Source organism: Bacillus paramycoides, from assembly GCF_038971285.1.
In the GTDB taxonomy this organism is placed as follows: Bacteria; Bacillota; Bacilli; order Bacillales; family Bacillaceae_G; genus Bacillus_A.
This window is the reverse complement of the sequence record NZ_CP152427.1, coordinates 2,020,417-2,036,548: the sequence shown is the minus strand read 5'-3', so window position 1 is coordinate 2,036,548 and position 16,132 is coordinate 2,020,417. Positions and strand designations below refer to the sequence as shown.

Annotated in this window: 10 protein-coding genes, 2 pseudogenes and 2 other annotated features; of the genes and pseudogenes, 1 reads left to right on the top strand and 11 read right to left on the bottom strand. The window is 34.8% G+C overall.

What is annotated here, in order from left to right; genetic code table 11:
• Nucleotides 1–27 precede the first annotated feature (27 nt).
• The 5 genes and pseudogenes from AAG068_RS10580 to AAG068_RS10560 all read right to left on the bottom strand — a co-directional run.
• Nucleotides 28–390 (bottom strand): EsaB/YukD family protein, encoded by a 363-nt coding sequence (locus AAG068_RS10580; RefSeq protein ID WP_342719235.1) that lies wholly within the window; start codon nt 388–390, stop codon nt 28–30.
• A 29-nt stretch (nt 391–419) separates the two neighbouring features.
• Nucleotides 420–1,190: a hypothetical protein gene (locus tag AAG068_RS10575; protein ID WP_342719234.1), complete on the bottom strand. Its 771-nt coding sequence runs from the start codon at nt 1,188–1,190 to the stop codon at nt 420–422.
• Nucleotides 1,191–1,204: 14 nt separating this feature from the next.
• Nucleotides 1,205–1,969, bottom strand: coding sequence for a vWA domain-containing protein (locus AAG068_RS10570; RefSeq protein ID WP_044792564.1), 765 nt, complete (start codon nt 1,967–1,969; stop codon nt 1,205–1,207).
• 194 nt (nt 1,970–2,163) lie between these two features.
• Nucleotides 2,164–3,450, bottom strand: coding sequence for an aspartate--tRNA(Asn) ligase (gene aspS / locus AAG068_RS10565; RefSeq protein ID WP_342719233.1), 1,287 nt, complete (start codon nt 3,448–3,450; stop codon nt 2,164–2,166).
• A gap of 108 nt (nt 3,451–3,558) precedes the next feature.
• Nucleotides 3,559–3,770 (bottom strand) — a binding site (T-box leader).
• Nucleotides 3,771–3,836: 66 nt separating this feature from the next.
• Nucleotides 3,837–4,181: pseudogene (locus AAG068_RS10560) on the bottom strand (glutamate ligase domain-containing protein); the annotation flags it as partial.
• A 193-nt stretch (nt 4,182–4,374) separates the two neighbouring features.
• On the opposite strand from AAG068_RS10560, the gene AAG068_RS10555 reads away from it, so the two are divergent.
• Nucleotides 4,375–4,854: a hypothetical protein gene (locus tag AAG068_RS10555; protein WP_342719232.1), complete on the top strand. Its 480-nt coding sequence runs from the start codon at nt 4,375–4,377 to the stop codon at nt 4,852–4,854.
• 210 nt (nt 4,855–5,064) lie between these two features.
• Here AAG068_RS10555 and AAG068_RS10550 read toward each other — a convergent pair whose 3' ends face one another.
• The 6 genes and pseudogenes from AAG068_RS10550 to AAG068_RS10525 all read right to left on the bottom strand — a co-directional run bounded on the left by AAG068_RS10550 (nt 5,065) and on the right by AAG068_RS10525 (nt 16,042).
• A complete protein-coding gene (locus tag AAG068_RS10550; RefSeq protein WP_342719231.1) occupies nt 5,065–6,576 on the bottom strand; it encodes a M36 family metallopeptidase in 1,512 nt (503 codons plus the stop codon).
• A gap of 241 nt (nt 6,577–6,817) precedes the next feature.
• Complete coding sequence (ileS, locus tag AAG068_RS10545; RefSeq protein ID WP_342719230.1) at nt 6,818–9,919, bottom strand: isoleucine--tRNA ligase; 3,102 nt, start codon at nt 9,917–9,919, stop codon at nt 6,818–6,820.
• 53 nt (nt 9,920–9,972) lie between these two features.
• Nucleotides 9,973–10,212, bottom strand: a binding site (T-box leader).
• 97 nt (nt 10,213–10,309) lie between these two features.
• Nucleotides 10,310–14,512 carry a tetratricopeptide repeat protein gene (locus AAG068_RS10540; protein ID WP_342719229.1) on the bottom strand — a complete coding sequence of 1,401 codons (4,203 nt, stop codon included), beginning with the start codon at nt 14,510–14,512 and terminating at the stop codon, nt 10,310–10,312.
• 414 nt (nt 14,513–14,926) lie between these two features.
• Nucleotides 14,927–15,277 (bottom strand): annotated as a pseudogene (locus tag AAG068_RS10535) (methyltransferase domain-containing protein); the annotation flags it as partial.
• Nucleotides 15,278–15,464: 187 nt separating this feature from the next.
• Nucleotides 15,465–15,683 (bottom strand): hypothetical protein, encoded by a 219-nt coding sequence (locus AAG068_RS10530; protein ID WP_342719228.1) that lies wholly within the window; start codon nt 15,681–15,683, stop codon nt 15,465–15,467.
• 29 nt (nt 15,684–15,712) lie between these two features.
• A complete protein-coding gene (locus AAG068_RS10525) occupies nt 15,713–16,042 on the bottom strand; it encodes a DUF2085 domain-containing protein (protein ID WP_342719227.1) in 330 nt (109 codons plus the stop codon).
• Nucleotides 16,043–16,132 lie beyond the last annotated feature (90 nt).

The window sequence follows — 16,132 nt, the reverse complement described above, 5'->3', positions numbered from 1 at the left end:
CATTTCTCCTTCCCCATCCAAAAACTATTACTCAATGATTTTCCATACATAATCTTCTTCACTAGAAGACATATCTTGTTTAACAGGTTCATTATAAACTTCTTCTGCTGGCATCATTTCAAAAGAAGGGATAATTGCTCCTTTTTTATGTAGCATTACATATTGTCCATCCCACACATCATTATCGCGCAACGTTTCATCATTTCGAATAGAATGCCACTCTTCTTTATCTTTTGCCACTCTAATTTCATAGATTCCGCTTAATGCTTCATCTATTTTTTCATGATGTAAAATCGCTTCAATAATTCGCACCACTTTTACGTCATTTGGAATTGCAATATCAATTTCTTCATTTGACTGTTTTATGTATGTCACAATAATCTCTTCCACATTTATTCACCTTTTTTCCATCATGTTTGTTACCAAGAAACATCTAAAAATGAAATATCATCGCTTGTCGGAGAGTTCTGTGCCCTCTCAATTTCTTTTAACACTTCCTCAAAGTTATACTGCTTAAGCGACACAAGTCCGTCTGAGTGAATAACTATCCGATTAGCTTCTTGCCTAGATAATGCCTTTGAAAAAACCGCCAATTCCCCACCAATAATGCCTCGCTGTGTAGACCATCTTTTCTCTATATTTCTATTAAACTTCATTATATTCGAACAATTCTCCTTATCTTGAAACAATTGTACAAATGAATCGCCATGTGTAACTATCGTTATTTGTACTTTATCTTGATTTGGAATGAGTTCTATTTTCCCGCCAATAAACATCGTTTCACTACCTTTTTTTCGCTTTTCTTCCAAAACATCGCGTAGTAACCACGGTGTTTCTTCTGGCAATCGAAATGCACTCACTTCCTCTGAAGCTTCTTCTATCCAATTATTTAACTGTTCATTTAATAATGTAGCAATATCCAGTCCACTTTCTTGACATGTATCAAACAAGTTTACTAACTTCATACCAAGAAATTTCGCAGCAATTTCACCATGAAAAGATAGCCCTACACCATCACATAAGGCAAATACGAAACTAGTTCCATTATCTAGAAATACTAGAAAGTCTTGTCCACTCTCGTTTAAATCCTGCGTTTCTTTTGCTCTTACATAACTATATCTATAAGTAAAATGTTTCGTTTCCTTTTCTTGCAATACCGTTTCTTCCTTTTGCGATAGGGTATATTTCACCTTACTCCCTCCTCCTATCGAACCGGCGTTGCAGCAGACATTTGAAATCCAAGTGATACTAAGTCCGCATTTGTCCCAGGAAACATCATCACAGCACCATCTGCAATATGAAACCCATGTTCCGTCATCATCTCACGATAGCTTTGAGGGATAGGCGATGAAAGTCTTTGCAACTTTGCACCATATTCATCTGTAATCTCTGTATTTGGCATAATCCCTTCCCACTTCTTTATATTAGAAATTTGTTCTTGCATAATTTCATCTGAAATAAAAATATTTTCAATTAGTACGTTTCCATCAGGTACAGACATATTCATAATTCTTCGTACAATTAATTCTGGATCTTCACCAGTTGATGCCCCATCTGTCATATGACAAACAACAGGAGCTGGCCCATCTTGTAAATTTGGTAATTCCTTTTGCAATAACTTCTCCACTACAGAGAAAGCTTTTGCTGTATCAGTTAAACGATGCGTTTGAATTTTTTCTAATGGGCGCAGTCTTGCTACCTCATCTATTGTTTTCACACCGCCCAATAAATCAAAAACATGATCGCTATAGGCTAAAATAGATAACTTATACCTTGGAAGCAGGCGACTACCTTTTGTTGAACGAAATACCATTTGGCGAATCGCTAAAGAAAGAGCATCCGTTACAATATCAATTCTTCTTTTTTCTTCTCCGCCTGCATCCATCATTTGGTTCATTGATGCGCTTACATCAAGAAGATAAATTATATAAGCTGGTGTTTGTTGTGTTGCTTGAGTTTGATATAACATGTTTCATACCCTTCCATACATTATTATATGAACTTTTTTTATATTCATATTTCATTATAACTTATGAATTTTCTTTTTCTCAATTCATTATAAAATGTTCTTAATATAATTTACATATTTTCACACAAAAAATTATTCCTTTTAACATGTGTTAAAAGGAATAAACCCCTTCTACACATAGAAGGGGTTTATTCTTACGGTATAAGACGCGTACAATCTCTCGGAAAAGCACTCGCCTCTCGTACATTTGTTAATTCTAATAGTTTGTATACAACTCTCTCTAATCCAATTCCAAAACCACCGTGCGGGGGACAACCGTATCGGAATGTATTTAAATAAGATTGAAATGTATCTGGATGTAATCCTTTTTCTTTAAAAGAAGCAAGTAACATTTCGTAATCATGAATTCGCTGTGCCCCTGAAGTTATTTCTAATCCTTTATATAGTAAGTCGAATGAATCAGTAATAGATGGATTCTCTTTATTCGGCATCGTATACATCGGCCTAGCTTCTTTCGGATAATGTGTAATGAAAACAAACTCGCTCTTATATGTTGCCTTCACATATTTCCCTAGTAGCTTTTCACCTTCTGTATCTAAATCCCCAATTGGCGATTCTTTCTGGTACTTACTTTTCAAAATTTCTTGCGCTTGTAACAATGTAATTTTCGGTATTTCTGTAATAACAGGTACTTCTATTTGTAATAGTTGTAGTTCTTTTTCACATTTTTTTGCTACTTGTTGAAACATATATCGTAAAACATCTGTTTCTAATTGCATCACTTCATGAAAATCATGAATAAATCCAAGTTCTACGTCTAACGATATATATTCATTCAAATGACGGGAAGAATTATGATGCTCTGCTCTGTAAACAGGTGCAATTTCAAAAACACGTTCTAGCCCGCCAGCTACCATCATCTGTTTATAAAACTGTGGCGATTGTGCTAAATAAGCTTCTTTTTGAAAGTATGGAAGCTTAAAAACATTCGCTCCTCCTTCTGCCCCTTGCGAAACAATTTTCGGAGTAAATATACGCGTGAAATCGTTCTCTATTAGAAATTCACTAAAGCTCTGAACGAGTGTAGATTTCACTTTAAATATCGACGCGATTCGCTCATGTCTTAATGATAATACCCGCTCATTCAATAGTTGATCTAAGCCCACTTGCAATCTCTTTTTATTTATTTCAAACGGAAGTGGTTCTGCGCCATTTAATATTTTCACTTCGTGAGCAAGTACTTCAACTCCTAATTCTGTTTTCGAAGTCTCTACTATTTCGCCTACTACTTGAACGACACTTTCCACATCTACCTTATATCCAGCTAACTCATTTTCTAATACACATTGCATAACTCCTGAGCGATCTCTTATTAATAAAAAACTAACATTACCTAGATGACGAATCTTTTTTACCCATCCTTGAAGTAATACAACTTTTCCGCTTTGCTTTGTACATTCTTTTGTGAGTGAACGCTTCATTACATTTCCCTCCAGTAAATTTATAGTTATTTACGTTATTGTTGTTGTCATCGTCATCATCCACGGTCACTCACCTCCTTTCAAAGAATACAAAAATCCGCCCCTATAAATAGGGACGGATTTTTCCGCGGTACCACCCAAATTGTCATAATGACCATCTTAGCCCTGATAACGGTAGGTACCGTTTGCTTTTACTAATTATCACGGTCAAAGCAACACTCACAGGTGTCTTTCCATCATGCGGTATCGCAATCTTCTCAGCAATCGATTGCTCTCTGTAGACCTTTGCATCATGTACTTTTCCTGATCATCACTTTTTATATTTACAGAGTATTCTATCTCCTTATTTTATAAAACGCAAGCCTTTTTACATATATTTTCATTTTTCATATCCAATTTTGTACAATCTCCTCTAAAGCCATACCACGTGAGCCTTTTAATAGTACAACATCATTTTCCGTTATAACTTTTAATACTTCCTCTGCTATCTTGGCTTTATTATTAAATGACTGTACTTTTCCTGTATCATATTTCTTGCTTGCTTCTTCCGCTACAATTTTAGCTAACTCTCCATAAGTAAATACATATTGAATGCTCTCTTCATTTAACATTTTACCAATTTCTCTATGATATGTTTCAGCTTCCTTCCCTAACTCCAACATATCCCCAATTACTATCATTTTTTTCTTATAGGTGTTTAATTTCTGTAACGTTTCAATTGCAGCTTTCATTAATGCTTTTAGAATCTATGCAGATACCATGTATCTCCATATGATGAAACGATTCTTGTAACCCTTCTCCATCTACTACCTCTTCAAGTTTTTTCAAATTCATTTGAATCAAAGTATCGACACCTTCCATTTTATTACATATTTTCCATTTCATTTACGCATATTAATAAAAAATTTGTAGCGAGGTGTTCTTATGAAAAAAGCAATTAGTTTCTTCCTTCTTTTGTTATGCCTAATTGTAGTGAATGAAACGTACGCCTATTCACCAAAATCTTTACCAATCTCCCAAAACTCTAATCAATGGCAAGTGAATATTGATGAACCGAAGAACATAGATAAAAATAAGCTTCAAGCTAAAAAAGATGAATTTCAAACATATCAATTTTCTGTAAAAAATGTTGGCAACAGTGAGGTATATAACGTACAAGTCGAAGTATTCCGCAACGAGCCAAAAACGAAAACGAAATATGAACTTTTCTCACGAAAGGAAAGTCGCTTAGCAAGTGGAAAAACTGGATTTGAACATGCTAATTTTCCAGTTGCTACAAAAGCAGATGAAGTTGATGTAATTATTACTTGGCAAGAACACCCTTTCCGCTCAATGAGAAACGGTCAAAAAGTTGAGTCTAGGAAATTTAAAGAGCATTTTGTTTTTAAAGACGAGAAAAAATAAACAAATGCATATAAAGTGAAACTTTAATCAGTGGGGGTTTTGTTGATCCCCCACCTAACTTCTTTGCTTTCGCTGAATTTTGAGGTGGGGGTCTTACTGCCCGTTAAATGCGGGATAAATTCACACCACCATTCATTTTGCTTACTTTACTAGTACCAGTTCATAAGCAAATTAAAAAGTCGTGGCTTATAAATGCCACGACTTTTTATATTAATTCGTACTAATTCCTCTCGCTGCCCAAATACGATCGATATCAGCAGCATGTTGTCCGCCATATAAAAGAGCATCCGCTTGCTTAATCGCTTTTGCTCCATCACTGAATTTAGAATTTGGTGTTAATGACCAGTGCGATTGTAAAATAATTTTCGTTGCTACATCTCGTCCAAAAGCTTGTGCCATTTCATATTGACCTTGTGCCCAAATTTCACCATCATCATGTACCTCATTTGTAATATCTTTCGGATACACTTTATTCGTATCTAATCGGCGTAAGCACGTCGGATCTGAACTAGAATAAGCAGTCGCATCCCACTCTCCAACACATGCTTTTCCGTACCCTGTTGTCGATACTGCATCTTCATATGTCGCACCTAAGAAGTCGCCAAATCCTTCTCCCATCGCTCCACCTTCTGCTGAACTACCAAAACCGGGTACTTGATTATCTTGAATCGAATGCCCATACTCATGTGCGATAATACCAGCATCTTCTGCATCATCTACTCCACCAGTACCGAAAGTTAAAGCTTTCGTTGTCGGAGAGTAAAATGAGTTATCAGCTGTCGTTCCATTCACATTTACTTTAATGGAGCGATTATTAATATTTTTAAACCCTAGACTTTGAATGTAACGTTGTAATGTGTCGATATGATAATACGACATCACGTCCTCAAAGCTATCATTTGCACGTGTATAGTTAAATTGTAAATTCGTAGATTTCGTTTTCGCTTTTGAAGAAATCGTTACATACTCTCCAATTAAAAATCCTGTTCCGTCTAAACCTTTTAACGTAACAGTCTTCAATTGGTTCGTTAGAGCTGTTGAATCTGCATCATTATTATCTTTTAATCCTGCTAAACTCCCGCTTGATACGACAGGGTTAGGTAAAAATACTTTTCCTGATCCTTCTGCTTTTCGGTTTATATCAACCTTTTTAATTAACTTTCCGTTTTCAGCATCAATAAATGTTTCCCATGCACCAAACGGGTTATTAGAATGGACTACAACTTTATATACTGGACGAGCAATTCCTTCTTCCACAATATATCCGAATTCTTTCTCTGTAGGAGCCCATAAGTTTTGCTCACTTGCTTCTCCAACATACGCCATTGATTTTTGTATTGCATCTTTTTCACTAATTTTTGTCGATACTTCCTTCACACCTTTAACGGATTGATAATCAGAAACAGCAAGTACTCCTTTTTCCTCTCCGTTAAGAGTAACTGTAATTTGTTTTGAAAATACAGGTGCACCATTAACAACTTGTTGGAACCTAACATATGAAGCTACTGACGTTTCTGTTGTAGAAATATATTGTAAGTCTGAAAGGTCTGATTTTAATCCATACTGCGAAGCATTTTCTTTTAAATATTCAGTTGCTTTTTTCTGCGGTGAATAGGTCTCTAGCTTTACTTGCTGTTGTTTTTCCAATGCCGAAACTGTAGTAATCGTCCCCATTACTAACGGCACAGTCATTGCCATTGCCACCATTTTTTTATTAAACATAGAACCACTCCCCCTAATAAAGTAGCTCAACCTTATCCCATTACCACTAGGCAATCATTCCCCACAAAATGGGGGGATAAAAATTGAATCTACGAGTAATTCTCTACGAACAATTCTATTACCTTTCCATTTAGGGGGAGTGAAATTTTCTCAATATTTATGTGTAAAGTGAAAACAATACTTTAGAAATAAATTTTCATCATACAAAAAGGAAGTTGGAATTATTCCAACTTCCTTTTCTTTAATTAGCTGAACTTAATTTAATGCGGACTTTTGTCTCACCTAAAGATAGTTCATCGTCTTCATTCGTTAAATGACTAAATGTAAATTGCTTAACGAGTAAATTTTCTGCCAACAACTCTTTATGATTGATTAATGTTCGCTTTAGTTCTTCTTCTGTATCAAGAATAACATCTACTCGTAAATTAACTGGTAAATTTAGTTGTTTACGATATTCTTGAACTGCTCGAATGAATTCACGTGCTACTCCTTCTTGTAACAATTCTTCCGTTACATTTGTATCTAACATAACTGTATATTGTCCGTTAGTCGTATTAGAAAATCCTGATTTTGCAACTTTCTCTACTACTACATCTTCAGCTGTTACCACTACTTCTTCTCCTGATGTAGCTTCGTAAACTGCTCTTCCTGTAGATACAAAGTTTTGTACTTCTTCTTGTGACAGTTGTTTTAACCAGCCATTTACTGCATTCACACTTTTACCAAACTTCGGCCCAGCTGTTTTAAAATTCAGCTTTAATTGATAGGACGTATATTTCGTTTCATCAAGTTCAACATGGAACGCTTTTACATTCAACTCATCCATGACGATATCACGATAAGATTCCCAATCCATATCATTTTCATTATGTGCTAGTAATACAAGTTCTGCTAACGGCTGTTTTACTTTTAAAGAATGCTGATTACGGTTACTTCTTCCAAGTTCAACAACTTGTAAAACTGCATCCATTTCCGCTTCTAATTTCGGCTGAAGTAGTGATTCATTTACAACTGGATAATCCTCTAAATGAACGCTACTTCCAGTTAAATTCAAATGAATATCTTCAGCGACAAACGGTGTAAATGGTGCAATTAGTTTACTAATTGTTACAAGCACTTCATGAAGTGTCTCATATGCAGCTGCTTTTTCAGCATTCATACCAGATTCCCAGAAACGATTACGTGATCGTCTTACGTACCAGTTACTTACTTCATCTACAAGCGCCGCGATTTCACGAGCTGCATTCGTAAATTGATAATCATCAAGCGCTGTTCTCACTTTTTTCGTTGTGCTATGCAATCTTGATAATACCCATTCATCTAATTTCGTCTGCTTTACATCATACGTTTCGTTCGGATTATACTCATCTAAATTTGCATATAAAACGTAGAAGCTATACACATTGACTAACGTATCTACAAATTTAGATTTTGCTTCCAGTACTGTTCTTTCAGAAAAACGCTTTGCATTCCACGGAGCACTGTCAACGAGTAGAGCCCATCTTAGAGCATCTGCACCAAACTTCTCTACTAAATCAACTGGATCTAGTGCATTCCCTTTACTTTTAGACATTTTCTGTCCTTCCTCATCTAGAACATGCCCTAGTGATAACACTCGTTTATACGGTACTTTTCCTGTATATAGTGCTGATACAGCTAATAAACTATAAAACCAGCCGCGTGTTTGATCAATTCCTTCTGCAATTACATCTGCTGGAAACTGTTCTTCAAATAACTCTTTATTTTCAAACGGATAATGATATTGCGCAAATGGCATGGAACCACTATCAAACCAAACATCAATTACTTCTGGTGTACGATTCATTGTACTTCCGCATTTTTCGCAGCAAACTTGCACTTCATCTACATACGGCTTATGCAATTCTAAATCTTCTGGTGTTTCTTTCGTACTATGCTTTCTTAAATCAGCAATGCTTTTCGGTGCGAATTGATGATCACATCTTTCACATTCCCATACGTTTAATGGTGTTCCCCAATATCTATTTCGGCTAATATTCCAGTCCACCATATTTTCTAAAAACTTACCAAAGCGTCCATGTTTCATATGATCTGGATACCAAGTAACAGTATCGTTATTTTGTAAAAATGTTTCCTTAATTGCAGTCGTTCGGATTAACCAACTCTCTCCTGCATAATAAAGAAGCGGTGAATCACAACGCCAGCAATGTGGGTAGCTATGTTCATACTTTTCTTTATGGTATAGTAAACCTTCCTTCGCTAAATAACGAACGATATCTACGTCACTATCTTTTACAAATTTACCTTTCAAAAATGGTACTGCTTCTGTATACTCACCTTTCTCATCTACAACATGTAAGAATGACAATCCTTCACTTTGAACAACTCTATAATCGTCTTCCCCATATGCTGGAGCGATATGAACAAGTCCTGTACCACTATCTGCAGTTACGAAATCTGCTCCGATTACACGGTAACCATTTGTAACTTCTTTCATTGGAAATGGTGCTGTATAAGAAGTATTTATTAATTCTTCTCCTTTATGAACAGATAGTACTTCATAGTTTTCTTTTAATACATCTTGCACACGTTCTTTCGCAACAATGTATACATGACCTTCTTGTTTCGCTTTAACGTATTCCATATTTGGATGTACAGCGAGTGCAACATTTGCTGGAAGTGTCCAAGGTGTTGTTGTCCAACCTAGGAAATATTCATTTTCACTATCTTTTACTTTAAACTTAACTGTTGCACTTAAATCTTTTACTGTTTTATACCCTTGTGCAACCTCATGTGAACTTAGTGAAGTTTGACAACTTGGGCAATATGGTGAAACTCTATGCCCTTTATACAATAATCCTTTTTCATGAATCGTCCCTAAAATATGCCATACACTTTCGATATATGGATTCTTTAACGTAACGTATGGATCATCCATATCTACCCAATAACCGATACTTTCAGTGAATTCACGCCACTGCTTCTCGTATGTGAATACACTCTCTTTACACTTCTTAATAAATGGCTCAATTCCATACTCTTCGATTTCATATTTACCAGAAATACCGAGTTGCTTCTCAACACCTAATTCTACAGGTAAACCGTGTGTATCCCATCCCGCTTTTCTTAGCACTTTATAACCAGCCATCGTTTTATATCTTGCTACTACATCTTTAATTGTCCGTCCAAGTGCGTGCCCGACGTGTGGTAATCCATTCGCTGTTGGAGGTCCTTCATAAAATACGAAAGACTGTGCGCCTTCTCGATTCTGAATTGATTGTTCAAAAATGTTTTGTTCGTTCCACTGCTTACGAATACGTGTTTCTCTCCCTACAGCTGACTCTTTTACATCTACTTTCTTCATCTACAATCACTCCTTTGAATATTTTAAAGCACACAAAAAACCCATCCCTATGAAGTAGGGACGGGTTTAACCGCGTTACCACCCTAATTCTATTAGCTCTTCGCTAATAGCACTTAGCAACGTACTATCATACGTGTTCTTTGTAACGGTAGACATCCGTCCGGGCTTACTCGCTTTCAGCCTCGGCTCCTCGGAGATGATTTTCAAATAACGTCTGCACACCGGCTTTCAGCAACATACCGGCTCTCTGGGGAACAGTACACTATTTTACTCTTTCTCGTCTTCAGATTTGTATACTTTGTTAAAAGTTATTTTATGCCATTGGTCAATAAATTGTCAACTAATTCGAAATATATTTTATTTATATCCTTTTTCGCTATTCTTATACAATTACTTTTCAAATTCTCGCAATACTGCTAAATTTTCATTATCCTCGATAAGTTCAGCAAAAAATCCTGACTCATCCTCACGAAGTACAATTTCAAGCTCTTCCTTCGCCTCTTCATTTCTGTTTAACTGTGCTAAATAACAAGCACGATCGTATCTCGCTAACAAATCACTCGCATCAATTTTTAATGCTTCATTTGCTATTTTTTCTGCCTTTATTGTTTGGCCCGCACCATGATAAGAAGATGCTAAAGAAAGAAGAATTGCTGTTTCATTCGGATGATGTATAGAAGCATTTTCTAATACATGAAATGCCTCTTCAAACCGTTCTTGACTTTGATATATTTCTCCTAAAGCAAGAAACGCTCTACTTACAAACGGTGTTTGCTCCGTTAATTGTAAAGTAATCTTTTCTGCTTTTCTTTCTTCTCCCATTTTAAAGAATACTTGTGCTTGTAAAAGAAGCGTATCATAATCATCTGGTAACTCTCGAACCATTTGCTTCGTTAATTCTGAAGCATCCCGTAACCTATCTTCTTCCTCACACTCTATGAAAAGATTTACAAGTTGCTTCGCTACATCGTAATCCCATTTACTTTCTAATGATGTTTGCAATACATCTATCGCCTCTTTATACATCGCCACATTCTCGTAAAATAGTGCAAATCGCTGCGCTGCCATACTATTTTTTGGATTTAACTTTAATGAGATTTCATATAAATCAATGATTGTAGTAATAATCGAAATTTCTTTCGCACGGTTTTTCATGCGATAAAAAGCTCTTGTAATTATGGATTTCTTCGGCTGTTCATTTTGTTGACGTTCAATCCATCTTTCCGTCACCGCAGATGCTGCATACATAAATGCCATACTTCTTTCAGCTTTTTTCACTTTTAATGTATGAAGAAAATCTCGTATGTTAGACCATTTCTTATGTTGTTCTATCGCTTTTACATATACATCAAATATACGTTCATTATTCACATCTTTTTGTATCACTTTTATCGCAATTTCAATTGCTTTTGCATTTCTTTTTTTCACTAATACTTTTGCATAATGATATAGAACTTCTGCATGCTCACTATCTAGTTGTAGCGCATATTCAATCTGTTCTTGTTCTTTATCTATTTCATCCATCGCTCCATACACATATGCAATCGCATCTAATCGCCATATTTCAGGTACTTCGTCCGCTAATTGTTCTAGCTCAGTCAGCAACTCTTTCTGAAGATTCATTTCTACTGAAAGCTGTGCCAAATATTCCATATTAATGTGCAATGGCTCTTCTTTCATCGCCTGAACCATATGACTTTGTTCTTTAGAACGGTTTTCTTCTTTTTCGTATATTTCCGCAAGCTGTAAATGTACACCAACGAAATTCCCATCAAGCTCTAAACATGTTTCATACGCTTGTTTTGCTTCCGTCAATTGTCCTAATGCCATAAGTGTTTCACCAATTCGGTAATACGGTAATGCCGTTTCTTTTTGTTCTATCGCCTTATTATATCTTTTCATCGCCTGGCCGTACTGTCCAATCGATTCATATAAAATACCTGTATAACAACCATATTCACTTACGTCATTTCTTTCTTTTTGTAACGTTCTTAAGAATGCTATTCCTCGTTGTACAAATACGGTTCCTTTAATTCGATTCACATATTCATCTAACGCACTTGCTACATTATATTCGCTCTGCTTTATACCACTCTCTAACTTAAACAATGCTACTTTAAATCCTTCTTCACTTCCACCAAGTTCAACCTCAGCATCCCATAAAACCATTCCCGCGTTCATAAGGAAATCTTGGCTCTTTTCAATTTGTTTTTCAATATTGAGAATATATTCTTTCGCTTCCTTATATTGTTCTCTTGCCATATAAACTTGCGTAAGTCCGAAATGAGAATAAACATCATCATGATTTTCTTCTAAAGTACGAGTATACAATGTTTCCGCTTCTTCCAGACTATCATTTTGAAAATGATAGTCACCGAGTTTTACGTATAGAGGTGCCTTATCGTCACAATTCTCAATACCTTTTAATAAAATTTCTTTCGTGCTTTCCTCATCCTTCAAATCAGACTCGTATATTTCCGAAAGTTTCGTATAAATGTAAGGTGCATTACTATCCAAATGGATCGCTACTTTAAGCCCTTTTATCGCTAAATGTAATTTCCCTAAATGATGCGCACATCTCGCTCGCTCATACCATACATGGGCCTCATATTTATACTCTCTTAATAGATCATTAAAGATTTCATATGCTTCTTCATACCTTTCTAGGTCTATTAATATTAACCCGTGATTCGTTAAAGTGAATCTTTCAGGACTACGCTCTAAAGCTACTTGAGAAAACTGCAACGCCTTTTCAGACTGATCGATATACATATACGATAAAGCGAGAAAACTCCAAGCAATCGGCTGATCCGCGTCTAATTGTAACGAGGAACGAAAACTTGAAATTGCTTCTATATAACTTTCCTGCTCAAAAGCATACCTTCCGTTTATTAAATGATATAAGGCACGATTATTTTTCTTCTCAACACTCGCAAGCATGTGCCCAGCTTTTTCTAACTCTTCAAGGCGAATAAAGCACTGTGCACCATGTAATTTAACAAAATCTGAGTTCGGAAACTTCTCCATTAGCTTTTCAATACAAGATATAATAAACTCGTTATCTACTTCAACATCTAAGTGCTTAACCGTATATAACCACGTATTCGGATTATCACTCGTCCCTTTTAAAAACTGTACTAAGTCATGAATCCCCTCTTTATCTTGTTCATCCAAATGATCTGTTAAAGAAAAAATAGATTTAAAATAATGATGTTCTTCTTCATTTAAAAATGATAGTAGTTCCTTCTTTTCTTTCGGAACAAACGTAATCGCTAAACACCCTGTATAACGATATTTTTCTTGCAACTTACTATATTCCACAATAACTGGTTCGATAAAGTTCGGATCTTGAACATAAAAAGCTTGTAACGTATCATCATATCCAGCTAGCACTTGCACATGTGAAGCATGCTCAATATCTATACTTAATAAAACGGGAATCCCCTGATCTAACAGTCTCTTATAATTTTCTACATTCCCTTTAAAATAACGATATTCATAACCTAATTCTTCTAAATAAGAAACAGTATCTGAAAACTTGGATCCTGTCATATCAAAAATAAACTCTGCTATTTCATCTTGTGTACGTTTTTCTCCCCATAACTGTAACATCATTTCTAAACTTGTCGGCACACAATAATTATCTTTTTGTACAATCGGAACTATCGGTAAGTGAACCTTTTTGCCATCCGGATTTTTTTCTAAATTATGATATAAAGATTCTTTTAAACTTTTTTCTTCTTTTAATAATTGTTGTAAATCTACAAGTTTATTCATTTTGTAAAGCGCTTCTGCACGTAAATGTACAAAGTAAGTTTTATACGCATGATAAGGAAGCTGCTTATTTATGTTATCTATTACCGCTAACATTTCTTCATACTTCCCTAAATCTAATAAATATTTCACCTTTTCAAAATGGAAATATGGTACTTGCGGGAACTTTACAATCGCATCATCAATTAACTGTAATGCACGTTTTTGTTCTCCCTTATTCGCATATAACTGTGATAATAAATAGGTAGATAACTCTTCACAATCTTTATGCTGGATGCCAGCTTTAAATTGTTCTTCTGCTTTCTCCCATTCACCTGTATGCATATACACGTAGCCCCATTTATCAAATACAGCTCGTGTACTGTACTCCTCTGCCTTTTGCATATAAAAAAGAGCTTCTTCATTTCGTTTCATTTCTAGCAAACATCGTACTAACGTAAAATATGTTTTCGCTAAAAGATCAACTTCTATCTCTTCTTTATTTACCTCTTCTAATGAATCTTTTAACAACTGTTCTACTTCAAGTATTTTCCGCTCATCAATTAACTCATCACAATATAAAGAGAGCGTTCTCATATTTGGGAATTTTTTATAAGCGTAGCGAATGAGGAATGAACTGTATTGGTGCATAAGCCCTTCATCAGTAAGACGTATTAATATATCAAACTCCTTATGTGAAGGAACACTAGCAAGCCAATTCTTCACATAAGATAAAGTATTCTTTTCTTTTATATATGAAATTTCATTATTTATTTCCTGTAATCCATCTATAAATCTCTTGTCTTTCAAACAAGCATCTAACTGCTTAAAATCTAGCATGTATTCACCTCGAATAATTATTTGCACTGCTACTTGCTTAGATTTTACACATCATATTGTAGGTATTCAACTAAAATCTCCTATAATTGATAGTATTATTTAATATTATTCGAATTTATAACAAAATATAGTAAAAATGATTGTTTTTCTCCGTATTTTATTTAATTATAAGGAATAACGTAACATGCGGATCTTATCTTTCGGAAGCGGAAATCAGTACATGAAATTATATCGGCGATAATTCAAATATATCGGCGATTCTTGAAATATATCGACGATTTTCAAAATATATCAGCGATTATACGGTGTATATCGACTTATCGACAAATAATGACACCCTTCAACATATAGCTATCTTTCAACATTCTACGTCACCAAATGTAATTTTCATATTCGGAGCATATACTAAAGAAGCATCATTTTTTGTAGCATCGTTTTTGGTGAACTCATATGTAATAAGAAGGCATGACAGATTGCTATATCATATGTATCGTTCAATTCAATTTCTGTAGCATCTCCCTCAAGAAATTGTGTCTCATATGGAAGTAAACGAAACAACTCTCTCGCTTCAGCAAGTAATGTTTCTCCACTATCAATGCCAGTATACTTTGAACCTTTTGGAAGTAATGGCATTAATACTAAACCTAAATAACCATATCCACAACCGAAATCAATGATTTGTACGGGCTTATGAATCTTCCAAACTGTATTTACTAAAAAGCTTACATAATCGTCGTTATAATATAAATCTCTTGTATTTTTCAAATATGTTAGTTTACTGTTCTAGTCGTACGTTTCCAAATTTAACGCCCCCTTTTATATACAAAACTAAAGTTCTCTATATAATAGCCGTATTCCTACACTATTCTTAAATTTTCAAAGCAAAAAAGCTAGTGTATTTTTAACAATACGCTAGCCTTTTTATTTGGAAGAAAAGTAGATAATTAGAAATTTAATTTGTACAATCACAATCTAAACAATCCGTACAGTCTACATCGCTACAATCTGACTTTCTCTTTTTTTTGTTTCTTTTAAGATAATAATATAGTAGCCCCATCAGTAGTGTGCAAATTACAAAAGCTATTATTGCTTCTGTATATTTGTTTTGGATAATAAAACCTATTCCACTTCCGGCTGAAATAAAAATTAGAATTAAGTAGATCCAGAACATCTATGTAAATACCTCCGTTACTATATGCCTTAAGATAATATCCAAATAACACTTGATGAAACAAATAACCCCATACCATTACCGCTTAATACACCAGTAGTTACTCTTAGTAAATTTGTGCTACTTCTCCATTTCCACTTTTGAGTGAATCCATCAATAAGTAACGGAACTTGAGCAGAAAATGATAGTATTATTGCCAAAAGAAATGAAGGTGCTATATAAAAATAAATCGGAAACATTAAAATACCGATAAGCATGCCTGTACAACGCGCACATAAAGGTATGTATTTTTGTAGTTTAAAGAAACTTCTTTCCGCTTTTCTATGACAAGGAATTTGTAAAATCATATTTCGAATCAATATAAATCCTCCTCTCTAAAAAGATTTTAATTGATTTTGCAAAAAAATTATATATCCAAATAAAAAACAAACCAGGTTCATACTAGACCT

Coding starts and splice junctions, on each gene's coding strand:
- AAG068_RS10570 (WP_044792564.1), bottom strand. CDS start 1,969: ATGTTATATCAAACTCAAGCAACACAACAAACACCAGCTTATATAATT.
- aspS (WP_342719233.1), bottom strand. CDS start 3,450: ATGAAGCGTTCACTCACAAAAGAATGTACAAAGCAAAGCGGAAAAGTT.
- AAG068_RS10555 (WP_342719232.1), top strand. CDS start 4,375: ATGAAAAAAGCAATTAGTTTCTTCCTTCTTTTGTTATGCCTAATTGTA.
- AAG068_RS10550 (WP_342719231.1), bottom strand. CDS start 6,576: ATGTTTAATAAAAAAATGGTGGCAATGGCAATGACTGTGCCGTTAGTA.
- ileS (WP_342719230.1), bottom strand. CDS start 9,919: ATGAAGAAAGTAGATGTAAAAGAGTCAGCTGTAGGGAGAGAAACACGT.
- AAG068_RS10540 (WP_342719229.1), bottom strand. CDS start 14,512: ATGCTAGATTTTAAGCAGTTAGATGCTTGTTTGAAAGACAAGAGATTT.
- AAG068_RS10530 (WP_342719228.1), bottom strand. CDS start 15,683: ATGTTCTGGATCTACTTAATTCTAATTTTTATTTCAGCCGGAAGTGGA.